General features: G+C 60.7%; 19 protein-coding genes and 2 pseudogenes. 4 read left to right on the top strand and 17 right to left on the bottom strand.

The genetic code is table 11. The annotated features are described in order from the left end of the window. Positions 1–3: 3 nt before the first annotated feature. The 6 genes from ACFPN2_RS21535 to ACFPN2_RS21510 all read right to left on the bottom strand — a co-directional run bounded on the left by ACFPN2_RS21535 (position 4) and on the right by ACFPN2_RS21510 (position 5,893). Complete coding sequence (locus ACFPN2_RS21535; protein WP_380600434.1) at positions 4–990, bottom strand: TrbL/VirB6 family protein; 987 nt, start codon at positions 988–990, stop codon at positions 4–6. Between the two features lie 139 nt (positions 991–1,129). After that, positions 1,130–1,843 carry a TrbJ/VirB5 family protein gene (locus tag ACFPN2_RS21530; RefSeq protein ID WP_380600432.1) on the bottom strand — a complete coding sequence of 238 codons (714 nt, stop codon included), beginning with the start codon at positions 1,841–1,843 and terminating at the stop codon, positions 1,130–1,132. A gap of 2 nt (positions 1,844–1,845) precedes the next feature. Beyond that, on the bottom strand, positions 1,846–4,314 hold the full coding sequence (locus ACFPN2_RS21525) for a VirB4 family type IV secretion/conjugal transfer ATPase (RefSeq protein WP_380600430.1): 2,469 nt from the start codon (positions 4,312–4,314) through the stop codon (positions 1,846–1,848). Then, complete coding sequence (locus tag ACFPN2_RS21520; protein WP_380600428.1) at positions 4,311–4,700, bottom strand: VirB3 family type IV secretion system protein; 390 nt, start codon at positions 4,698–4,700, stop codon at positions 4,311–4,313. Before ACFPN2_RS21520 ends, ACFPN2_RS21525 begins: the two co-directional genes overlap by 4 nt. A gap of 13 nt (positions 4,701–4,713) precedes the next feature. Then, positions 4,714–5,019, bottom strand: a complete 306-nt coding sequence (locus tag ACFPN2_RS21515) for a TrbC/VirB2 family protein (RefSeq protein ID WP_380600426.1) — start codon at positions 5,017–5,019, stop codon at positions 4,714–4,716. A gap of 370 nt (positions 5,020–5,389) precedes the next feature. Beyond that, positions 5,390–5,893 carry a hypothetical protein gene (locus ACFPN2_RS21510; RefSeq protein WP_380600424.1) on the bottom strand — a complete coding sequence of 168 codons (504 nt, stop codon included), beginning with the start codon at positions 5,891–5,893 and terminating at the stop codon, positions 5,390–5,392. A gap of 567 nt (positions 5,894–6,460) precedes the next feature. Between ACFPN2_RS21510 and ACFPN2_RS21505 the strand changes: the two genes are divergently transcribed. After that, the gene (locus tag ACFPN2_RS21505; RefSeq protein ID WP_380600422.1) at positions 6,461–6,865 is read left to right on the top strand and encodes a hypothetical protein; all 405 of its coding nucleotides are present in this window, start codon (positions 6,461–6,463) and stop codon (positions 6,863–6,865) included. A 15-nt stretch (positions 6,866–6,880) separates the two neighbouring features. Here ACFPN2_RS21505 and ACFPN2_RS21500 read toward each other — a convergent pair whose 3' ends face one another. After that, positions 6,881–7,177, bottom strand: a complete 297-nt coding sequence (locus ACFPN2_RS21500; RefSeq protein ID WP_380600420.1) for an EexN family lipoprotein — start codon at positions 7,175–7,177, stop codon at positions 6,881–6,883. Positions 7,178–7,788: 611 nt separating this feature from the next. Here ACFPN2_RS21500 and ACFPN2_RS21495 point away from each other — a divergent pair. Next, positions 7,789–8,052, top strand: coding sequence for a hypothetical protein (locus tag ACFPN2_RS21495; protein ID WP_380600418.1), 264 nt, complete (start codon positions 7,789–7,791; stop codon positions 8,050–8,052). A gap of 220 nt (positions 8,053–8,272) precedes the next feature. On the opposite strand, the gene ACFPN2_RS21490 is transcribed toward ACFPN2_RS21495, so the two are convergent. The 5 genes and pseudogenes from ACFPN2_RS21490 to ACFPN2_RS21470 all read right to left on the bottom strand — a co-directional run. After that, positions 8,273–9,193, bottom strand: a complete 921-nt coding sequence (locus tag ACFPN2_RS21490; RefSeq protein ID WP_380600887.1) for an antitoxin Xre/MbcA/ParS toxin-binding domain-containing protein — start codon at positions 9,191–9,193, stop codon at positions 8,273–8,275. A 725-nt stretch (positions 9,194–9,918) separates the two neighbouring features. Beyond that, the gene (locus tag ACFPN2_RS21485) at positions 9,919–10,611 is read right to left on the bottom strand and encodes a restriction endonuclease (protein WP_380600416.1); all 693 of its coding nucleotides are present in this window, start codon (positions 10,609–10,611) and stop codon (positions 9,919–9,921) included. Positions 10,612–10,946: 335 nt separating this feature from the next. Then, positions 10,947–11,312: a hypothetical protein gene (locus tag ACFPN2_RS21480; RefSeq protein WP_380600414.1), complete on the bottom strand. Its 366-nt coding sequence runs from the start codon at positions 11,310–11,312 to the stop codon at positions 10,947–10,949. 1,222 nt (positions 11,313–12,534) lie between these two features. Further along, positions 12,535–12,639, bottom strand: a pseudogene (locus tag ACFPN2_RS21475) (nucleotidyl transferase AbiEii/AbiGii toxin family protein); the annotation flags it as partial. 97 nt (positions 12,640–12,736) lie between these two features. Next, positions 12,737–13,084: pseudogene (locus ACFPN2_RS21470) on the bottom strand (type IV toxin-antitoxin system AbiEi family antitoxin domain-containing protein); the annotation flags it as partial. A gap of 204 nt (positions 13,085–13,288) precedes the next feature. Between ACFPN2_RS21470 and ACFPN2_RS21465 the strand changes: the two are divergent. Continuing rightward, positions 13,289–13,909 carry a nucleotidyl transferase AbiEii/AbiGii toxin family protein gene (locus tag ACFPN2_RS21465; RefSeq protein ID WP_380600412.1) on the top strand — a complete coding sequence of 207 codons (621 nt, stop codon included), beginning with the start codon at positions 13,289–13,291 and terminating at the stop codon, positions 13,907–13,909. A gap of 12 nt (positions 13,910–13,921) precedes the next feature. Here the strand turns inward: ACFPN2_RS21465 and ACFPN2_RS21460 are convergent, their stop codons facing one another. The 4 genes from ACFPN2_RS21460 to ACFPN2_RS21445 all read right to left on the bottom strand — a co-directional run bounded on the left by ACFPN2_RS21460 (position 13,922) and on the right by ACFPN2_RS21445 (position 19,456). Continuing rightward, positions 13,922–15,793 carry a hypothetical protein gene (locus ACFPN2_RS21460; protein ID WP_380600410.1) on the bottom strand — a complete coding sequence of 624 codons (1,872 nt, stop codon included), beginning with the start codon at positions 15,791–15,793 and terminating at the stop codon, positions 13,922–13,924. Next, positions 15,723–17,558 carry a hypothetical protein gene (locus ACFPN2_RS21455; protein WP_380600408.1) on the bottom strand — a complete coding sequence of 612 codons (1,836 nt, stop codon included), beginning with the start codon at positions 17,556–17,558 and terminating at the stop codon, positions 15,723–15,725. Before ACFPN2_RS21455 ends, ACFPN2_RS21460 begins: the two co-directional genes overlap by 71 nt. A gap of 1,084 nt (positions 17,559–18,642) precedes the next feature. Further along, positions 18,643–19,005, bottom strand: a complete 363-nt coding sequence (locus ACFPN2_RS21450; RefSeq protein ID WP_380600406.1) for a hypothetical protein — start codon at positions 19,003–19,005, stop codon at positions 18,643–18,645. After that, positions 18,983–19,456, bottom strand: a complete 474-nt coding sequence (locus ACFPN2_RS21445; protein ID WP_380600404.1) for a Panacea domain-containing protein — start codon at positions 19,454–19,456, stop codon at positions 18,983–18,985. The genes ACFPN2_RS21450 and ACFPN2_RS21445 overlap by 23 nt, the downstream gene beginning before the upstream one ends. A 606-nt stretch (positions 19,457–20,062) precedes the next feature. Here ACFPN2_RS21445 and ACFPN2_RS21440 point away from each other — a divergent pair. Continuing rightward, complete coding sequence (locus ACFPN2_RS21440; protein WP_380600402.1) at positions 20,063–20,470, top strand: ankyrin repeat domain-containing protein; 408 nt, start codon at positions 20,063–20,065, stop codon at positions 20,468–20,470. Between the two features lie 421 nt (positions 20,471–20,891). On the opposite strand, the gene ACFPN2_RS21435 is transcribed toward ACFPN2_RS21440, so the two are convergent. Continuing rightward, positions 20,892–21,554: a metallophosphoesterase family protein gene (locus ACFPN2_RS21435; RefSeq protein WP_380600400.1), complete on the bottom strand. Its 663-nt coding sequence runs from the start codon at positions 21,552–21,554 to the stop codon at positions 20,892–20,894. Between the last annotated feature and the right edge of the window lie 28 nt (positions 21,555–21,582).

Below are 21,582 nucleotides of genomic sequence, written 5' to 3'. Positions count from 1 at the left end.
CCTTCATTGAACAGACCGGATCGAGTTGGGTCGTCGGGCTGCGTGCCATCGCGCTCGCGCGCTTTTAGATACTCTCCCTCGCGAGTCGTTGTCCTTCCCGCGGCTCGCAGGATCTCGTCGGCCCGTCTCACGATCCTTGTCTCGGCCCCGAAGCCCCCACGAAACAGCCGCGCTCATGACACCGAAGGTGCTGAGCGCGACGCCGCTCGCGAGCCCGGCGGCCATCGGCATGACTTGACGCATCACGAGCAATGTCACGCCGGCAGCAGCGCACAGTCGAACTGCCTCCGCCATCTCCATCTCCCCTCCAACAGCGAGAGCCCGTCCCGCTGCACGAGTCATGACAGTAAGCATGAGGGCTGCGATGAGCCCGGTTAGGACAGTGATAAGAGCATAGTTGGCGAGCTGCGCAATCCAACTCTCAAAAAACTTCTTCGTAGTGTCGAAGAGCAGCAGCGCGATAAAGAAGGGACCCAATGCGAGAAGAACGGACAGCGCTACCCTGGAAAGTACCAGCAAAAACATCGTGTACACCGCCGTTACGCCGACGATGATCTGCACAAGCAGCCCCGCGAAATAGAAAGAAACATCTCCCTTTAGAATGCCCGCCCGCCGGTATAGTGCATCAGCAATGTCGCTACCCGCGAATAGGACACCATCCACTATTTCCACGCCGTCATATGGACCTATGACTTGAACCGCCAATACCGATGGTGCATAGAAAAACGTGTCGACGATGACTTCGTTGTAGTACCACAAGGAGAGAGACATCCCCAAAATGATGGCAAGTACAAAGATTCGCTTCACACCATTAGCGAACGGCTCTTCGATGCGCCCCATCAGATGCAGATAGCCCCACACCACGACATAGAGGGTTGCCAGCGTGACGATGACCGGCTCCAGAACTCCAGCAATGGTCGCCGTCGTGTTCGCGATGTAGCCTTCGAGGATCCGATTCAGCCAGCCCATAAATTCCGCGAAGAATCCCATGGCACTCACCCATTCCCTTGGTTGCTTGCTACATCGGTCCGTTGCGACCTGGAGTCAGCGGGATGATGCAGACAACGTCCATTGCACCCCAGCCGTCTGTTCACACACCGCACCGAATGGCCCCAGATCCCTTTCCTACTCACAGCCCAATCGGCGGCAAGTCGCGCAATGACCCAAACGCGTTGATCGCCTCCTCGCGCGCCCGCAGCTCACGCGCGGCTTCCTCCGCCTGCGCCAGCTGATACATCACCTGCAGCTTGGTGCTCTCATTGATGAGCATGTTGCTCTCAGCCTGGATCCGCGCCTGCAGATCCAACACCGCCTTCGGGTCATCCGCCCGCCCGATCGCATCGATCAGCTGTTGAATCGAACCGAACCGGTCGCTCGTACGATTGAGCGCCTCTCGCGTCATCACCTGAAGCATGGCCTTGGATCGTCGCGACGCTTCGACCATCTGGCGGTCGGAGGGCGCCAACGCATTCAGCTGCTCGCGGGTGAGCACCGAGTTCGCCGTGATGACTCGTTGCATCTCACGCGCGATCGCGCCATAGCTCACGCTCGTCTGGCTCAAGACGTCCACGAGCTCCCGCCATTGCCCCGGCAGATAGTTCCGAGGCACGTCGTTGAGCAATCGCTCCATGCCACGCCCGCCGGTCATCGACCGATGCGCGGATTCCGCCTGCGACAGCTGATTGCGGGCGGTCGAGAGTTGCTCCTGCATGGTCCTCACCTGCTGGATCAGCTGCGTGATCGCGCCCACGTCCACCACGGCCCACTGCGCATTCGCCGTCGGCGTGAGGCCGAGCAGAAGAAACATCATCCCAATGACACCCGCGAGTCCCTTCGCACTCATGTTCATCTCCTAATAGAAACATTTCCGGCGCTCTCACCCTCACCCATGAATGAAGCGAGCCAGTGCGCGGGATCCGCGCCATGGCGTTTCACGAGCCAATGCAGTCGCTCGACACTCTCGCGCCGACCGGAGATCACGGTGAGCTCCTGTGTGAACCCGCGCAGATCGAGCTCGCACAGCACGCTCCAGTGGCCTTGCTTGACCAGGAACATCCGCGAGCCCGGCTCGATCTGCTCCTTGATCAGCGTGAACTCGCGCTCCGTGAGCCCGAACCCTTCCACATAGTCCTCGACGGTCGCATTGGGATTGGGGAAGAAGATCATCGTCGCGGTCTGCTCGACGAGAGTGCGCGCGATGGGACTTGCGAGCACCGAGCGCGCGGTTTGCGTCGCCATGCACAGCGCGCCATTCAACTTGCGCCAGGTCTTCGGCGCATTGTCCGCGAAGCTCTGAAAATCGGGATCGGCGAGTGCATTCGAAAACTCATCGACCCAGCACACGAGCTTCCGTCCATCGACCAGCTGCTCGACCAAGTGGAAGAGATAACCATTCACCGGACCGCGCAGCACCTCGTGATTCAAAAAATGCGTGACGTCGAAGCCCACGATCGCGTGCTCGCGCAGCCTCGGAACGATCACGTCGGATTCGTTGTCGAAGGCCCAGGCATATTCGCCCCGAGTCGAGTGACACCATTTCGACAGGCGCGCATACACACCTTCGTGCCGCGTCGAGTCGGTGAACTCGATGAGCCGCGACAGACGACGCGCCTCGGGGGCGAGCGCGAGCGTGCCGCGCAGCGCCTGTTCCAGATCCGTTTCTTCACGAGCGCCGAGGGGCGTCTGCCCGCGCACGAGCATCCGCAACCAGCGCTTCAGGAACTCGACGTTCGCAGGCGTCGGTTCGAGCTGCAAAGGATTGAAGCCCGTCGGCTCGCCATTACGCAGGGCGCGATACTCCCCGCCGAGCGCACACACCAAAATTTCGAGCCCATAGTCTTTGTCGAACACCACTTGCGTGACGCCTTGGGTGTGCAGCATCGACATCCAAAACCCGATGACCACGGTCTTGCCACTACCCGTGGGACCACAGATGAAGGTGTGCCCGGTGTCCTTGCGACTGCCGCCATCCGGCTCCCGCGGGTCGGAGGCATGCAAACTGAAGTAATACGGCGAGCGCGCGCTCGTGACGAGCATGGTCAGCGCGTCCCCCCAGTGGTTGCCCGTGGCGCGACCGACCGGATAGTTGTGCAGCGGTACCATCGCGGCGAAGTTTCGCGAGGTGATCGGCGCCTTTCTGGGACGCAACGCGAAGTTCGCCGGCAACTGCGCCCAGAACGCGGCCTCGAGCGCGAGATCCTCACGCGCGACCGTCATGCCGCAGTCGGCGAGCATCGTGCGCGCGAGCGCGACGTGATCGTTCAGCGTCTTCAATGAGCTCGCCGCATCGACCGCATGGGACGCGGTGGCCTCCGTGAGGATCTGCAGACTCAGGTGGTGATCGCCCATGACGAACTCGTTCGCCGTCAGCGCATCGAGCGCGTCCTTCAACTCCTCGGACTGAGTGACCGCGAAGTCCCCGGCATTCGACATCCGGTGATACTGCCGCTGCAGCAGGCCCTGGCCGGTCGCCTTCGCGAGGAAGCTAAAGGATTGGGTCAGCACGAACTCGAACGGCGCGGACAAGAGCGCGTCGTACATGCCCACCGTGGTCGATGTCGGATACTCCTTGATGCCGAGCATCGCCCCAAAGCGCGTCTGAGTCGGCGAGCGATACTCGATCGTCTCTGACCCGAAGAGGGGCCGCGTCGTCGCGAGCACCACGCGAATCGAGGCGCGAGGCAGCGGCCGGGGCGCACGTTCAGCGTTCATGAGCGCCGAGAAGAACTCCATCGGCGTCGAGAAGTCCCTGCCACCGCGATGGTCGATTCCGAGCCGCTCCGGCTCATACGATGCAAGCGCGGCGATGAGCGTCTGCGCGAGCTTCTCGCAGACATCGAGCGCGTCCTTGCGAGCGAGCGTCTGCGCAGGCTCGTCGTACCGGATGCGCAGCACGCTCGCCACGGGACTCATCGGCGTTCCCTGAAAGGGTCGATAGATCACCGAGAGGTACAGTTCATTCAGCATCAACGTCTGCCGGGCGAGCTGCTGCCGATACTTGTGCTTCAGCGCACCGGCGAATCCGTCCGTCGGCTCGTCCGAGGGCAGGACCCGCTCTCTTCGGCGGATGACGTGCGTCCAGAGACTCACGTTGGCGCTCGCAACGTTGCGCCAGGTGACGTTGAGTCGCTCGTGCCAGTTGTTGAGATCCTCATCATCGGCGGTCTCGAACGCCAGCCCGTGGATCCGGAAGACCTGCAGATAATCCCCGGCTTCCGTCTTCACGACATGAGGCGAGACGTGCATCGAATAAGGAACGTGATGGGATGCAGGCAGCTCGCCTCGCGCGAGCGATGAGCGGGCATCGGTCCTCATCGCTCCTCCCTCCTCGCTCGGTGAACGACGAGGGGGCACGGGTGATGGCGGCGGCGTCCCTGCCGCGTCGGCAGATCGATGGACAGCGGTGAGTAACTCGCGGCAGACCAGTACCGCATCGTGGTGAACACGCCCAACAGGCGTGTTCTCGCGGCCAAGATCAACAAAGAGAAGATTCTCGGATCTCGTGCACACAAGAGTGCACACAGCGCGTGGACCGGCACCGCGATCAGTAGCACCAGCAGATTCTGGGTGAGGATGAACGCTTGCATGGTGATGATCAGGTTCATGAGCAGCGCCTCGTACGCCACGCCCCAACGCATCGGCGGTCGAGTGACGGCGACGAACACCACATCGGCGACCAGTCCTTCATTGCGTCCGGCCATGACACGTCGCTCCTCATACGCCGAACATGCCTCGCATCCAGGTGACGATCTGGGGCGCGCCAAAGATCAAAGCGATCCCCACGATGCAGCCGACGGCGAGGCCCGCACTGATCCGCCCCACCAGGGCTGCGATGCCCAAGCCGATGATGAAGAGGGCCGCGATGGGCATCGCGATACCGAGCGCCCACGTGAGCAGCGAATCGGCGCCCGTATCGAACGGAGAGGCTTGTCCAAACGCCGCAAGCGGCGTTGCTTGTAATATGAGAAGACAGATCGCGCGTTGCCGAATCGTTTGCTTGCAAGACTTGGGCTGTGACACGAGGCGTCCCCGGTTGTTTGTCGCGGGTGCTATCTCATCAGTAGCCGCCGCCAAAGCGCAGACGTCGTTTCGTGGAAAATTCGGCGAAACTTAAAAATTTCGTACTTTTCGGTGCTACCGGTCCCGCGAGATCGCTGCCGCCCACGGATGCGCTTGGGTCGGCACTGGGCTCATGACGACGCTGTGCGCCGCTGCCCGAGCGGGCCTTCTTTATTGTTCATCGTCACTGGAAACGTTTACGCCGAAAGCATTTACGGTCGGCACGGTATGCCGCCGTCGTACTCGCGCTTCGGGATAATTGGCACGCTCACGATGCGCGCCGCTCGGCGGTTCCCCGAGTGGGCGCGCGAGCCTCGACGAAGGGCTGTGTCTAGTAAGACTCTGCGGTCACTTCGGAACCCGCGCCGCGCGATACCCATTTGCTACCGTCGATCGTCAGATGCATTCGCCAATACGATGGCTGATCGTCGAATCGCAATCTCAGGTGGCGATGGTACCGGGCGGACAGCCGATCGAGATCCGACGGAGAAAATGATGCGAACTGGGTCGCGACCGGCGGCGCCAACCCGCAAAAGATGGTCGCCTGGCCGCGATCTTCGCGGGCGACGATCCACGCGAGCGTGATCGTTTCGCGCATCAACTCCGCGGCGACCGCCGGTTGCAAATATCCCTCGAGGTTGCCCGTTCGTTCGACCGGTCGGTCCGCCGCCGCCGCACGCCACCACGCAGGATCGGTGAAGTTGATGTCGAGCAGGAGCAGTCCACAGTTCGCGGCGCGCTCGCGTGCCCCACCGTCCAAGCCGCACCAGAGCGCTCGATTCGAAGCGACGGCGGGCGGCGCATGCTCTCGATCCGATCTTGCGAGCTCCACCATGAGTTCTAGACATCGTTCATTCAGCGCTCGGAGGAGCCCCCAATCCACGACTTCCTTCGAGCGACCCTCGTTCAGGGTCGATGCGCGTCGAAGATCCGTCCGATGTCCATCCTGATTAGACATGTGAGTCGACCGCTTGCCACCGAAGCTTTCAGTGTTGACTGATCCACCACAAATTAGTTGGCGAGTTTCGTGGTTTCTTCGGTGATATCCGCTCTTCCCTTGCTGACAGTTTTGGTGTAGCAATAGTTTCGACGAGGCGAATGCCGCATCAGGACGCGGAAGATGAACGGAGACATCGGGGACGGCCGCATGGAACGCGAGCTGCGTCGCCGCCAATTGGCCATGAGATTGATCGGCCATCGAGCGCGCACTCGGACGATCGAAGCGCTCACGGGGCTCACTTATCACCAGCTCGCAACGTTGAGGCGACGCGCCGGTGTACCCACCGAGAGCCGCTACCGAGGACCGACGCCTACCTCGTTCGAAGGGTTCTTCTCCTCTGCACGCAAGCGGAACGAGAGTGCCGTGTTGGCGCTCCTATATTGTGCGTTGGGCGCGTCAGAATTGAGCAAACTCGACGCTACTTCCGATGCGACGATCGAGCGTGGCGAGCGATTGTGCGAGGTCTATGAGACGTGGCGGCGACTCGCGCCGAGTTCACACACCAAGTTTGAACGATTCACGCTGCTCGGCGAAGGCATCACTCGCAACGACCGAATCTTCTTCCGGCACTGTGGGAGTTGTCATGCGATCATATTGATCGATCGGCTGGGGAGGCAACGTAGGGTCTGTGATCACTGCGCACGCGCTCGACGCGAGCAGGCGCGCAAGTCACCGCACACCGGCAAGCGTCGAAAGCATGAAGAGACCGACCTCGTGCTGTATCGTCTTCAACTTCTCGGTGGACAATTCGTGCGGGAGCGCACGGGAGTTCACCCGTTGGGGAGTGACAGCTTCTTCATTGTCTAAACCTCGCCTGGGTATCTATTGATCGCCCACCTGCTCCGGCTTGTTCGTTGGACGCTCTGAACCTGAGTCACGATACAGGTCTCTCAACGATTTATGAGCGGCCTGTCTCGCTGCCGCTATCGCGTTGATACAATCCGGATCATCATCCAGCTCACCTGGATTATTGGCGCATTCCTCGACTCTCTTATTCATGAGCGGGCGGTCCGCCAGATACTGGTCAACCGTGTACTTCGCCTTTTTCGGACCGGGCGCGCAAGCCGCGAGAATTAAGAGGACCACCACGATGCACGATACCGCCGTCGTCGGCTTCATATACTACTCCGTGTATTTCCGAGCGCGCAGGAAGCATAGCACGTCTGCAGTGAGACTAATTTACGCGCCTTCCGCAATACTGACGTTCATTGATCCAACCGGACCGCTCCGTTCGCGTGGCACGCAAGTTCCTTCGATACGCGGCATGGTGAAACAAACATTCTTCGGCATTTGGACCACATCGTCGCACCAAATTGGCTGGCTCGATTGATCTCTAGCATCAGATGCCACTGTGGACTCATGCAAGTAATCAGATGAGTCTTTGCTCCGGGCGACACGGCCGTTCAGGGGCGCGGACTCGAACCGCCGGCCAGCTACCTTTGATTCGCCAACTCGGCGAGCTTGCGCATCTTCGCTTTCACAGCCGCTTCCCAGCTGATTTACAATTCTTGCTTGCGAACTGATCGCACATGACACCTTCCCCGGCGATTGGGTTCTCTTGTGGATGTCTCTAGCAATCCCTTGATGGGTCATATATTGGCCGTTTTGGCCGACATTGGGTAAGTTCTTACCCATTGTTCTTCGGACGACGCCGTGTGGCTCGAAACCAGCACGAGTTTGCGATTCGCTCGACGATGCCAAGAATGACGACATGCCATTTAGAGCGTCGAATGCTCATCGCCAAAACAGCCGCGGCGCTCATCGACGCTCTTCCACCTCTCGACCGTCGCGCTGATGGCCGCAGCGTGAGCCGCCCGGCGCGCGAACTCTTGTGGAACACTAGCGCACAGATCCGCCGGGTCGAGGCCCGCTGCGACCGGCGGCTCGTCGAGCAACTCCGCCCAGCTACCGGTAGCCGCACATCCCCTTCTATCCTCGCGTTCATCCTCAAGTCGCTGGCCGCCCATAAACATAGCGACAAGGGCAATCGATGACGATATCGCATCGGGTTCTCATCGGCATCGATGTTGGCAAGGGATGCGTTACGCTGTCGGGCGAATCTCACTGGAAAGCGTCTGCCCTACAGTCCGCATCCGCAAGCGATACCGGCACGCGCCGCCCGGCGCAACCTCGGCGTCACACGCGTGCCGCAGGAAGTTCGGCGGACTGACCAACTGCCGTAGAGGCACAACCACGCCGCATGTCGAACGAGCTTTAGATGCCATACTCTTTCGCGTAGCGCCTCATGTAGGACTGGAGTGCTAGCACAGAGACGTCATCCGCGCACATCTCGATTGGAATCCGTCCGCCTAGATGGGTGCAGGGTTGATTCAGCCAACGTCGCGCCGCACCCGCGCTACCCTTCACTCGTTTGGCTTCCTCGAAGACCGGCGCAAGCAAATCGGGACGCGGGCACCAACCGATCGGCTTGTGAATCATCCCGCCGCTGCCACGAACTCGCGCAGGCAGTTGGCTGCGTGCAAGCTCTTCATCACCGATGTTTTTTCGCGTCCAGTGTGCGCATCGTTCGATTGCCACGTTTACGGTGCCGCGCGCAACCCGAATCGGCGCAATCACACCAATGATGACATTCGTATGCTCACGGATCATTTGGAGCGCGGGGACCACATCGGTATCGTTGGTCAGCACGATGACCTGATCGACCTGTCCGCGGATGGCATCACTGTAGGCATGCAGGGCGAGCGCCACATCCGACTGCTTCTCTTCGAGCCGCCAGATCTCGATCGTGTCGCACGTCAGCGGCGGCCTCCTCGGTTCCCATCGGTGAGCACGTGCAGGCCTCGCCTCGTGATAGCCCTGAATGATCTCGAGATCATCCTCCAGGTGGGCGAGCAGCGCCGCATGATAGTGCCGCTGGCACGCGACCGAGTCGTTGGATTTTGCGAACGTCTCCAAAATGAGGGCGGTGAAATACTTTACAGTGAGCCGCTGACAACGATCACCGATCAGCTCGCCGTCTTGCTCGTAGCTGAGGGTAGACAGAATGCAGCCGACGAGCATCCGCGGGTCCAACCATTTGTCGGCCGAGCGCTTGAGACAACCGTAGTAGAGATTGTAACCGTCGATATAAACGCGCGTCCTGATGCGTCGTTGTATGTCGCCTCCCTGTCGCATCAAGTCTGGCCTTCACTAGGCTCATAAATGCAAAAGCCGCCACTCGGCGGCTTTTGCGCCCGGCCGCCTTCTCGTTCTTGTCGAAAAGAATGACCGGGATTTTGGACGAACTTGACCATGACACTCGATGGGCTGTCAATTCGATTGCGAAATACCTTGCTCGTAGCTGGTCACTGCACACGCGGCACGCACGACCTCGGCGAATGACACCGCGCGCGGCAGCCGACAACCGTCGCCCCAGAGACGTCGAGCACGTAGCACTAACATCGACGCGCATGGCGCGTCCCGCTCGCCTCGGGACCAAATATTAGTCGCCGAACGTTCAAAAGGAAGGCCTCGAGCACGGGGCGGACGCAAATTGTCAACTCTAGTAGACATTTCCACACCACCGATATTCTCGGCGGTTTCACGCGGGAACATCCTTAGGAGCACTGGCAACGCGCGATTTGGCGCCCAAAAAATGGCAGGGCCTTGTGTGAGGGCCGCGATGGGCATCGAGAGAATCTCGGCGTGGATGATCGCCTGCGCCTGCGGCGACCGAGGGCGGAGAGCCGACGTACCATCGATTCCACGAGCAGGGTGTCGTCGCTGCGCAGCCAAGCAGAAGAACGATGGGCACAGGGGCGCATCAATGTTCGAAATCTCTTCTCCTCGCTCGCACCCGCCTGCATCCGCCGATTCTCGTGAGGAAGACGCGATGGCTGTCACCGAAGCGCGCCTGTCATTCACTCATCGCGATTCCACCGATAGCGACGAATCCACTCGAGAACGTCCTGCCTCGAGGCGAGGCTGATTTCCGCAGGCTTCATCTCGGCGAATCGCTTGGCTTCCGGCGAATACGCGCTACTCGTGATTGCAACGGCCCCTGCGAGATTCCACGCCTTGGCCACTCCATAGATTTCCCGCACCGTGGCCACCGACAAGGTTGTTCGCTTGCGCCCACTGGATCTTCGATCCGGGTGCTTCGTCTGTACCGCCAACACGATGGGATCGGACCGCTCGTCATCCCAGACCGCCATGAAATCCATCCCGTCATCTTTGGTGGATCGCAGCAGATCGACGGCAAACCCCATTCTTGCGAAGAGTTCGGCGATCAGCTCTTCGAAGCCCACTTTGGAAAGCGCGAGCAGCACCTGCGGATCGTCGTTGATGGCATCCAGAACGCCGTCCGCGATGAATGAATTCACGGGGACGCGCCCGACCGCTGTTTCCCGATGGCGCTTGGAGTAGCGGACGGCAAATCCGATCCCCGTGGACAGCTCATCGATCTCCAAGGGATTCTGTGGCGCTTCCTCATCGAAGACGGTGAGCCAGGGATAATTTCTCAACTCTTCTTCGGGACACACGCCCCAACGCAGACGATGAGCTTTCCCAAGGATGGATTCGTCTCGCGGCAGAAACAACATACTATCGTGCAAGCAGTATCGAAAAGGGCCCGAGACGATTTTGCGCGTACCCATCGCATCGAGGCGTCCCCACCAGCCGATGCTCCTCATCCGGCGCGCAGTCTCATCGTACATGATGCGAATTCTTGCCATCGCTCCTCGACCGACGACTCCGTCATGGATGCACGAGGGACCGGGTGGGTGCCTCGACCTCACCCTGCCACCCTGCCTCCGCCACTTCGTGCACGCCCACCGCCGCCCGAGACGGCGAACGCAATGCCCTCGGCGCAATGACAAACGAATGGCCCACGGAACACGCGCCGAGGAGACGCAGCTTCGTGGGAAGCCTGATGAGGTTCAGCTTGCGATCAGTTGCCGGAGGGCACCGGTGCGGGGCTGCCTGCTGACGTGGAAGTTCCCTCGCCAGTGACGACGGCCGCGCCCTCGACCGTGGCAAAGGATCGATCGCGCGCCTCGGCGGACGACGTGAAAGCCGCGAAGGCAGCGGCGCGTGGGTCAGATCGAAAGCTGTCGGTTCCGCTCTGGCCGTTCTCGGTCTTGTGAGAGAGCGACACAATGCAGCCAGGCATGATGACGGCGCAGATCTCATTGAGGTGCCCGCGGGTGACCGACTCGATGGGCGCATCCACGTTGTCGGTATAGATGCCGGGCGCCAGCCGCTGCAATTGCCCCTGCCGAGTGGAGAACAGCGACGTGCTGAAAATCGCCGGCAATGACTGGGCCGAGGCCAGGCGCCTGCAGCGGCAGGAGAAGGCAATAGAAAGGCTGATGGTGTCGCTATTTTAGGGATAAGACGTGAATTATGTCGCTATTTTAGACACAAGATGGCATTTGTGTCGCCGCTTTAGTCTTAATTCGGCCCTCCTGTCGCCAAACTCCGGCAGCGGTCGTCACTGACAAGCGTGGCGTCCAGGATGAAATCGGACACAGGAGCCGATGTCCTGTCTACGACTTCGTCGGCTTCGGCTCGCCGACAGCGAACACTGAGTGGCTGCTTCACCCCCATCCTCCTGAGCTTATTTGGGCACTCTACGAAGACAGTGCATCCGCCGCCCATCGGGCAGTTTCAATCGCAGGATACCCGATGCCCGCAGACCGCGAGTCGGGTCAGCGCGCTGCGGGAGGCCGGCGTTGCTGGGATGTGCTTGCAATGCGGTCAAGACGCTGCCCGAAGCTGACGCTCGGGAGGTCCTTGACTTCGTTGCGCGCTTGAAAGCGAAGCGATCGACGAGCGCCGAGGCGCGACGTGCCGCCGCCTTGGCGACACTCAAAAAGTATCGCGGTCGGTTTGAGGTGGTAAAAACTCAACGCGATGAGCTCTGAGCGGCGTAACCCGCGACGCTCAGGCGCGGATGCCCGACGCAGTACCGCACCCGACGGGCTCGCGATGCTCGATCACATCGAGCCCCCATCACTAGCGATTGGAATCTCGATTGGTCCAACGCTTCTAGTCACGAGATCCTGGTCGCAGTTCTAGATGCGCGTGGGATCGCGACGCTCGAGCCAATGTTCATGTTTTACTCGCGTCATGGCGAACGCTCTCGCTCGAGCCTCGGCATGAGGCTGTCTGGAGGTGAATCAGTTGATCATTCATGGCGTGAATGATTGTCATGCACGCCATGAAAGCTCTCCCCCGGCTCGTAAGGCTGGCGTCGCTCTTCAATCCAATCTGGCGCAACGCGTGAGAGCCATGTGGCGCGAGGCGAGTATGATCTCTGCGATCCAGGGCCGGAGATCACCTTGATGAAGGTTGAGAGGGGTAATGTGCGATTTCCCACATTCGTCGGTTGCGCTCCCCAGCAGCACGAAACAAATATTTCCAACGAGATGGGCTACGCTAGCGAGTCAAGGTCATCGCCGTTTATTGAGATCACGTCATCGCGCGTGATCGGCTCACCGCATCCACTCGCGTTCTCTGACATGTGCAGGCCAGCTCACATTCAAGGCTGTACCGCCCTTCATCGCGAAGCGAGACGACTGAAACACTGCAGGCAAGATCGCAAGCAGCAGTCGGACAGTGTTGACGTACTGCTCGTTCACGGGCGCCGCAGATCGAGACGTTCGCCTGTTTTAGAGACCCCACCCAACGCTTCCCGCCTCCTATGCGGTGACTGTGGCGCTTCGCAAGCGCAGCCCAGGGAAGATCGAGTTCGCTCGACAAAGTTTCGGCAAGGCGCATGACCTTGATGCGAACTAGGTGGGCGAATAACTCATCGAGAACCTTCTCTCGCAGGAAGCGAAGGCTCTCAACGATCTGTCGGGCTTCTTCGAGGGACTGACTCTTGCCAACGTCACTTAGGAGCTCGAGCATTGCCCGCTCAGGGACCGAGACGAGAACCTCCGGTCTGCCATTCGGAAGCGGTTGCAGCCCGAAATGCCGCTTCAATCCTCCATCAAACAGTTGCGTCACCTGATATCTGCTATCGAATAGCTTTGTGAACCACAATGGCAATGGTTTGGGATCGTCGCCCCACAAATTGAGCACTTCGCGAAAGCTCAGGTTGTGTCGTACACCGCGCCAATCGAGGGCAGTTTTAGAACCAACGTGAAAGCCAGCAGGCCGTCGCGTTGCCGCTAAAAAAACGCGTTCGCCGAAAGATAGGATACAACGGTATCTCTCTGAGCTTTGAACGTGCTAGATCCGCGTCTCGTTGAGCAAATCGCAAGCACCCTCGGAACCCGGTCAGAAATGGTCGAGAAGGATTGGCACGTCGTGCGCGCGCTCCGCGTGCTGTCCAAGCTCAAGTACGCAGACATCCGACCGATATTCTCCGGCGGCACGTCCCTTTCCATAGGATGGAGTCTCATCAGGCGGTTTTCTGAGGATGTAGATTTTAAAGTGGCGATGCCGGAAAAGGCCACCCGCACACAGCGCCGCACCTATCGCGAAGCTGTACTCGAAGCGATGGCCGCTCAAGACTTCCAGATTATCGGCGAAGCACAACGGGCACGCGACGCGAGCCGATTCTTCAATGCAGACTTCAACTATCCGAGCCAATTCAACGCCGGACCCGGCCTGCGTCCTCATCTGCGTCTTGAGATGTCTTTTGAGCCACCCGTCACCCGCCCTAGAGCCGATCTCACATCCGATACAATCGCTCATCTCGCGCGCCCAGAAACAAGCGCCAGAGATTCCAGAATTCCTTTGCGTCGATCCTGTCGAAACGGCAGCGGACAAGCTGAGCGCGCTCGCATGGCGTGTCTGCGCGCGCCAGTCGGCGCGGCGAACGCAATGCCTCGGCGCAAGGACGAGCGAATGGGCGAGGCAGTACGCGGCGACGGCGTCGCTGCTTCGTGGCACGCTCCATGAATTCAGCTGCGATCAGTTGCCGGATGGCACCGGTGCGGGGGTGCCTGGTGATGCTGACGTGGACGCCCCCTTGCCAGTAGACGCGGGCACCGCACCCGTCGCGACTTTCACGTCGTCCGCCGAGGCGAGCGATCGATGCTTTGCCGCGGTCGATGGCGCCGCCGTGGCTTTCAAATTGATCTTGCCGCTGGAGGCGTGCGAGGTGAGATAGCCGACGGCCAGCACCTGTCCTTCGGCGTTCTGCGTGCGGTAGATCACCTCGCCTGCGGACTTGGCATAGAGCTTCTTGCCCGTCAGCCAGTGCGTCTTCGTGATCTGCCCATCCTGGGTCGTCATCACGAGCGTGATGCGTGGCTTGCTGCTCAATTTCAGCGCGTTTTTTTCATCGCCAAAGGCGTACCACGTGTGCGCATCGAGAAAAGCGCCGGGCGCGCTCGCGACGGTGTTGAGCAAGCTCTGAACGCGCGGCAGCCAGGCATCCAGTGCCGCGATCGATTCGAGCCGGTGCCGTTGCCGCTCGAGTTGCTCATCGAGCACGGCGGTGTCTTGCTTCTTCGCCTTCAGATCCGTGAGTCGCGCCTCGATCCGCGTGATCCCACTTTGTGTCGCGCTCTTCGCGTTCGCCGCCGCGTTGTAGAATTCCTGCAGCTGGTTGAGACTATTGAGTACGCCGTCGATCGACTGATTTCGCACCACAGCTTCGATCTGCGCGCGCGGCACCTGTTCGGGGCACTCTGCCACCATGAAATATTCGAGCCAAGCGGCACGCGAAGCATCCGTCGAGAGCGCGACGGCGTAGTCGGAGCGAAAGAGTTTCGCGACCGATTGCAAGGCACCGGCGCCATACTCGAGCATCGATACCGCACCCAATATGGCCGCCGGCGCAAGCTGAGCTTGTGCGCCAGCGAGCCCCACGAGCTCCCGATTCGTGGGGTCGCGGACCTTCTCGCTCAGGCCGTTGAACTCCCGCAACACCAGACGGGCGCTCTGAATCTTCGTGTCGAGATCCACCGGCGCGATGAAGGCGTTCTCGATCTTGGCAGTTTTCAGTGCCGCACACAGAGCGGTTGCGAAATTCCAGGTCGCCTCGAGGCTCCCTGCCTTCGTCTGCAACAGCACCCCGGTGGTCGCATCGGTGATCGTCACGTTGCCGTCCGTGCCAATCGTCGGAACGTTCCCGAACACCGCCTTTAGCGCCTCGAGTTGCGCCGTCTGGGCACCGACCTTCGCTTTGGTGACTGCGGCGTCCTGCTCATACTCACTCTTGCGGATCTCATCTGCGACGTTTGCCGCGCTCGCGCGCGCCTTCGACAAAGCGCTCGCCGCATTGATCGCGCCGGCCTCCGCCGTGTCTTTCGCGGTCTGCGCGGCCAACACCGCCTGTGCATCGGCAGCCGCCTGCGTGGCCTCGAGGCTGCTCGCGCCGAGCTGCGCTGCCGCTTTGGCCTTGGCCAACGCTGCCGCCGCGACGATGGCCGCGGCCTCTGCATTGTCCCTCGCCGTCTGCGCCGCGAGCAGCGCGGTCGCATCGGCCGCGGCGCCGGCCTGTGCGTCGGCGGCGGCCTTTTTTGCTTTGACGAGGTTGGTCGCGGCCTGGATCGCAGCGGCTTCCGCGTTATCCCTCGCCGTCTGCGCCTCTAGCAATTCCTTGGCATTCTTCAGCGCCTGAATGTCGCTCGCCGGGTCCGCCTGCGTCAGTGCGGGCAAGAAGAGGACGAAGGTCAGCGCGCAGCGCGCGCACCGCAGCCAGAAGTGCTCCATGTCCGTATCCTCCAAGGTGACGTTCGGTGCTTCTTTGAATGAGAGAGAGAGTTCACGGGGGCGTCTCCTCGATGAGCTTCCACACCGTGGTGGCATAACGCCCCTGCCCCGCTTGAGCCGCATCTTGAAGGCCGCGCAACTTCGTGTGCTTCGCGGCTCGCCACTGGGTCCACGACAGGCTGCAGGGCTGAATGGATTCGCCTTTGATGGCTTCACGTGCCGCGAGCAGCCAAGCGATTCGCGGCGCCGAGAAACTCGTGCCACACAGGCTCGGGGTGATGCGACCTGGAAAGGAGAAACCCAGCACCGGAATGGCGGGGTCCGCGAGCAGCGTGCTGCTGTCGCACGAGACGTTCGTCACGGCGAGGACGTCGCCGGGATCGCTGCTGCGGGCGGCGAACTGACGAAGCGCGAGGTGAACGTTGACGCCCGGCTCGTTACCGGCCGCAGACAACCACAGACCATAACCGTTGGTCCGAAACAGCGCGGGATACTGAAGATTCGGCGCCGTCCACGACATCGACAGAAAGTGCGGCCGACGCGTGGCCATCGAGTACAACCACAAAAAGTTGACCACCGCATCGACGAGCGCCCGGTCGGTTTGCGCCATCATCACGTCGCCCGGCTGGTACGGCCGCAGCGCCAGATCGAGTTTCGGCGCGCTCAGGATGTGATTGACGACGGCATCGACCTTCTCATAGTCGGGCTTGCCGCGCGGAACGTTGGCGGGACAGGTGCCGCCCGCCTCCGTCGTCAACACCAACCCTGCCGTCACCGAGTCGGCGAGAAACGTGACGCGCAGAATCTCCGAGAGCATCTGCTTTGCGTACGTCTGAGCGAGATTGACGGGAAGGTAGATCACCTCGACGCGCCCATTGGGATCCAGATCGCTCAGCTCGCTCAACGAACGGCGGATCATCGCCGAATGCAGTTTCAGTTTCGGGTACTCGCAGTCCTCATCGCAGAACATCGTTCCCTGCTGATTTGCGAGCTGCAGCAGCGCCGGTGAGTCTGCGTGCGCGGCATCCTGCAGACCAAACTTCGAACGAATCGTGCGTGAGGCCTCGACCACGAACCGCGCCGCGTTGGAGAAATCCTTCTGTGACGGGAAGGAATCATCGAAGATCACGACGAGCGGCCTCGTTTTCGCGGGCCTCGCGAGAAAGGCGCGCAAGGAAACGACCTCCGCCGGTGCGAGCCAAGCGCCTTGGGCGGGCGGCGCGAGGGTGTCGGCGAGCGTGAGCGGCATCGACTCCTCGCCAGGCAGGTACTGCTCGTTCAATTCACCGAGCGAGGCGGTGGATCTGGGTAGCTCGAGTGATTTCAAGAAGGACTGCGGGACGAAACGGATCTGCAGTTCCGTCTTCGCGGTCGCAGAGACGTTGGCTGCAAATCGCGGCCGATCGGTGAACGCAAAGAGTTGCGCATTCCAGTTGCTCGAGAAGGATCGCTGGGCCTGCGCCGGCACCTGCAGATTCGGATCGAACGCCACTTCCGCCCCGCGCGGCAAGTCGGGCAATTTCAGCATCGACCCGGCCTTCAGATCTTTCGACAAATCCTCGAGCCCGTTCAGCCGGGAGACGTGCGCTTCGATCTCCTCGTACACCTGCGGCGTGATCCCCTGGACGACGTTGAACTGCTCCTTCAGGATCTGCGATACGGTCGCGTCCTTCTCGACGCGGACCGCACGATTCATGGATCGGCTGAGCAGGATCGGCAGGTGAGTCTGTGCGAATCCCGCCTCGCGATAGTCGCTCGACACGATTCGACGCACCAGGATGGGGCGATCGACTTCGTTCGGCGCCTCTTGGGCTCGCGGCGAGGTCATTACGATCGAGAACCCCACGAGGGTCCACAGCAGGTGACGTGCTCTCGTTCGAACGTCCATTTCGTTGCTCGTGGAAGCTTCCGTTAGTTATTGTTTCTAATCTTCGTGCTGCTCTTTTGATCGATGCTCGACGCCCAGCCCGTGCCCGGACCTCACGAGGCAGCGTGGACTCGAACACGGTTCACCGCCTACTCACGGCATCCGCACGGCCACCTCGCAGGCCGAGGGCGTGCGCGCCACGATGGCGCCCCCGTCGCTGCCGCCCCTGACCCAGCCACTCGAGACCCGGCACCCACGCGATCTCGCGATCATCGCTCTCATCGTTACTCGTACGATCACACTCGAGCTCGACGGCAGTCGACTCATCGGTGAGCGAGTTTTATTTCATCTGCACTGTGCCGCAGATCATGAAATAACTCCACGGCGCTGTCCATCCGGATCTGCAACTTCTGAAGACCGTTCGTCCCGCCAACCCGTCGTTTCTTCCTCGACGACCATGGCGTTGCTCAGGAAACATTCCTTCTGCAGCGCAATCGCGCCATGACGGGGTCTGCCGGTGGTCGGTCAGGATCGCTACGCGGCCCGTATGTGGCACCGGATGACGCAGCGGAAGCCCGACTTCGGCCCCCTCAGTGTGCACTGTAAGCGGCCTCGACAGTCCACGGCGCAAGAGAAGATTCACGTGGCAGCTCGTCGGCCACCCGGGCTCGACGAGTTGTTTCCTCGCGATCGACGTTCGCTCCCATGAGAAATACGAGCGCATGGTCTTCGTCCTCGAGAGGCCGTCTTCCATCCCTTGGTCGCTCCGCGGCTCCGTGGCTCGACGGCACTTGATCGGTATCGGATACCTCAGCACGGTCCTGTCATGGAAATCCGCGGACCCCGCCAGAGCAGCGAAAGGTCCCCGCACCGATTCAGATGGCTCGGTGCATGACGCGCGACGGTGTCATTCAAGAGACCGAAGACTTTCCGCGAGCGTGGGCGTCACTTCGGCGCCCGCGCATTCCCCGTCCGAGCGAGAGGTCCTTTGACGCGCAAGCGCCCTCGAGCGACCGATGAACGGAACGAAAAAGGGCATCGGACCTGACGTTGAACCGCTGGCCGCCCCTGCGCGGCACGAGCGAGAACGACGCCCACGCATCCGTCAGGCCAATGAGAGATACTTTTTGCTCAATGCCTGCACCCCACCGGACAAGATCACACCGGCCACGAGCCCCTTCAACGCGCCGAGTTGGTCGGGCGACATCCAGCACATCGAAGCAGGCGCGAGGAAGTGCCACGCGAGCCCGACGACGCCCAACGCAAAAAGAACGCACGTCATTAGGAACAGTGCCAACATGGCATTTACGACGATCGACTTTGCCCGTTCGGAACGCCGGTGGTCCGCCTCACGCGTCCGTCGCTCCAGCGTCTCGTTGGCAAATGCATTCGCCTCCTTGGCCGCGAGCGAATCCACCTCCGCCTCGGACGGCGGCGGCGGAAGCTCAGGAAGTTGCGGCTGCGTCACCGCGTTCAGCCTGGCGCGCGTAGAACTCCTCGATTAGATCATTGGAGATGATCCGATTGAGCCCGTGTTGGCGCCTGGTTATTTCCCAGGGGGTGTTTGGCATGTGCGTCATCTGAGACAGGCGGATGCCAGAAAACTGACCGTAGAAATCGGAGACGCGATCGATCAGCGTCTTTTCCGCGTCGCTCAGTTCGAGCGGCTCGATCGCGGCGTTGATCTCGCCCACGGGGTTGCTTCCATAGCCCTTGACGGCGTCATACAGACGCCGAATCACTGGGCCGTAAGCCCACGCCTCGATGGGTTCAGTGATGAGTGGCTCCTTGTGTACCCCCAGATTCCATCCGTGGCAGATATACACGAGCTTGATCAACTGCATCGGGGTGAGTGAACGCCCCCGTTCCCGCTGCCGCTTGATCAGATAATCCGCAACGGCAAGCGAACTGCGCGACATGTTCCCTCCTTCGACCCGCGATAGACCGAGCGTCCCGGTAAATTCGGAAGTCATATCCTCGATGTGCATACTTTGCCTCATCTTCTACCTCCGGAAGTCGATGCCCGCCCTCTGCCACGGTACGTCAGGGATGGCCATCGCATGGCCTCGAGTGTCATTCTCCGAATGCTTGGATCGGCACTCGTGGTGGCGGCGCGCGACAGGTACCGCGTCCAGTTCGCCCGCTCATGAGCATCGAGCCCCTTTCGCCGATGCGACACGTCCAATGCTACAGCACGAGGACCGACACTAATCCAAGCGATCAGTCGAATGTCGACTAGAGTGGACGCTGCGACGGCGGACGGACGCAGCCTCAGCAACTCGTTGCATCGACCAGCTGAATCCGCAGCCAGAAGCGGACATGACCGCCGCAGCGCCTGGCCCCTCAGTGGTCTCACCGGTAGCTGCGCTGACGGCCCCGATGAACGGCTTCGTCATCACATTGGGCATCAATGGCTCCTTGCCGAATAGCAAGCGAAACAGAGTTTGTTGCACGTGACGCACTGGTCATCATGCGGCTGATATGCCATTCGTCCGATCTCTGTCTGTTTCAAACATTTGAGATTGATGAAACGCACGGCCCCGCAGCAGTACTTCAACGCCTGCAGTACAGGCAAGCCGATCATCGTCGAAGAGTATCTGTCTCGAGGAGTCGATCCGGAAGCGAGAGATTCGAACCATTTAACCGGACTCATTTGGTCCGGTCGAAAAGGAAGAATTGAAGTTGCTCAAGTTCTCCTAACTCATGGAGCCAATGTCAACGCTGGTGACATTCGGAACCGAACGGCACTGTTTCACGCCGTCACGTACAACCGCTATGACTACGTCAACTTCCTCGCCGCGGTGGGCGCACACCTAAACATCATCGATAGTCATGGATGGTCAGCGTTAGATTTCGCAATCTCTAGCAGAAGCATCAAGATGGTAGAGTTGCTGAAATCCCTCGGTGCAAAGAGCGGCAAGCATGAGACCTAACACTTCCAGCGGGAGGTCCGCCCAGGCGAGCCTCTCGTGTCAAATGTTTACGCTCGGTTTGCCACCCGCAGGTCCATAGGTCCGATCCCGGCACGATCTGGCCGCCCTGAGTAGGCGTCCCTATGACGGTGCCTCCTCGGTCACTCATCGCCGCTCGAAATTGCTGGCGAGGATTTCCATCATCGACACCGTCAAATTGGCCCGTTGGCCTTGCCGCCGAAACCCCGGAATTGTAAATTCTCACGTTAGATTTCCGGGGTCTGGGGCGTGACTCTCCTCAGGCGCCGACGCGCGAACTCACGCCTTTGGTTGCTAAACCTCGACGACCAACGCGTCATCGAAGGCCGCGTTGTCATGGGGCGGCGCATAGCCCCGGGGATTACAGATCACCCGTGTACCTTCGACCCCATAGTCCAGTGAGTCATGAATGTGCCCATGGATCCAAAGATCCACCGGTGAGCGCACGAGCTCCGGCAGGGTGACTCGCGTAGCACGGTGTCAATGGATCACCCGCCGCCCGCGCGGGCACGCTCGAGCGATGCGGTCCGTGATGGGTGATGACGACCGTGCGCCCCTCGAATGGCTGTATCAGCTGCGATGCGAGCCAGGCACGTGACTCACGATGCATGGCGAGCACGTGCCCGGGCAGCATCCGATCGCGCCCTTTTCGCCGCGGCCGACCGAAGCGAATGTGTCGATAGTCGTTCATGCTCCGCTTCGCCACCGCCATCGCACGGCTCGCTTCCTCTTCGTTGCGTGCCTCGATCGCATAGTCCGTCCAGAGCGAGGTCCCGAGAAAGCGAACCCCGCTGATCTCCACGGCTCGGTTCTCGAGGAAATCGATCCCCAATTCATCGGCACGCGCGCGCAGCGCGGTGAGCGCATCGGGCAATCGCATCCCGTAGAACTCGTGATTGCCCGCAACGAAAAGAATGCGCTCCGTGGGAAACTGCTCGCGCGCCCGATCGAGACCCGCCAGTTTCTCCGCCGTATCCCCGGCGAGCACGATGGCATCCGCCTCACGGTGGGGCGGCGTGAAAGGCTGGAACTCCAGATGCAGATCCGAAAAGATGCGCAGTTTCATCGGCTATGGGCACGCTCGAGCAGACGGA

The organism is Steroidobacter flavus, from assembly GCF_042651805.1.
GTDB classification, from domain to species: Bacteria; Pseudomonadota; Gammaproteobacteria; order Steroidobacterales; family Steroidobacteraceae; genus Steroidobacter; species Steroidobacter flavus.
This window is presented reverse-complemented; position numbering and strand designations above follow the sequence as displayed.

Coding starts and splice junctions, on each gene's coding strand:
- ACFPN2_RS21535 (WP_380600434.1), bottom strand. CDS start 990: ATGGGATTCTTCGCGGAATTTATGGGCTGGCTGAATCGGATCCTCGAA.
- ACFPN2_RS21530 (WP_380600432.1), bottom strand. CDS start 1,843: ATGAGTGCGAAGGGACTCGCGGGTGTCATTGGGATGATGTTTCTTCTG.
- ACFPN2_RS21525 (WP_380600430.1), bottom strand. CDS start 4,314: ATGAGGACCGATGCCCGCTCATCGCTCGCGCGAGGCGAGCTGCCTGCA.
- ACFPN2_RS21520 (WP_380600428.1), bottom strand. CDS start 4,700: ATGGCCGGACGCAATGAAGGACTGGTCGCCGATGTGGTGTTCGTCGCC.
- ACFPN2_RS21510 (WP_380600424.1), bottom strand. CDS start 5,893: ATGGTGGAGCTCGCAAGATCGGATCGAGAGCATGCGCCGCCCGCCGTC.
- ACFPN2_RS21500 (WP_380600420.1), bottom strand. CDS start 7,177: ATGAAGCCGACGACGGCGGTATCGTGCATCGTGGTGGTCCTCTTAATT.
- ACFPN2_RS21495 (WP_380600418.1), top strand. CDS start 7,789: ATGCTCATCGCCAAAACAGCCGCGGCGCTCATCGACGCTCTTCCACCT.
- ACFPN2_RS21490 (WP_380600887.1), bottom strand. CDS start 9,193: ATGCGACAGGGAGGCGACATACAACGACGCATCAGGACGCGCGTTTAT.
- ACFPN2_RS21465 (WP_380600412.1), top strand. CDS start 13,289: ATGGTCGAGAAGGATTGGCACGTCGTGCGCGCGCTCCGCGTGCTGTCC.
- ACFPN2_RS21460 (WP_380600410.1), bottom strand. CDS start 15,793: ATGCGGCTCAAGCGGGGCAGGGGCGTTATGCCACCACGGTGTGGAAGC.
- ACFPN2_RS21455 (WP_380600408.1), bottom strand. CDS start 17,558: ATGGACGTTCGAACGAGAGCACGTCACCTGCTGTGGACCCTCGTGGGG.
- ACFPN2_RS21445 (WP_380600404.1), bottom strand. CDS start 19,456: ATGTCGCGCAGTTCGCTTGCCGTTGCGGATTATCTGATCAAGCGGCAG.
- ACFPN2_RS21440 (WP_380600402.1), top strand. CDS start 20,063: ATGAAACGCACGGCCCCGCAGCAGTACTTCAACGCCTGCAGTACAGGC.
- ACFPN2_RS21435 (WP_380600400.1), bottom strand. CDS start 21,554: ATGAAACTGCGCATCTTTTCGGATCTGCATCTGGAGTTCCAGCCTTTC.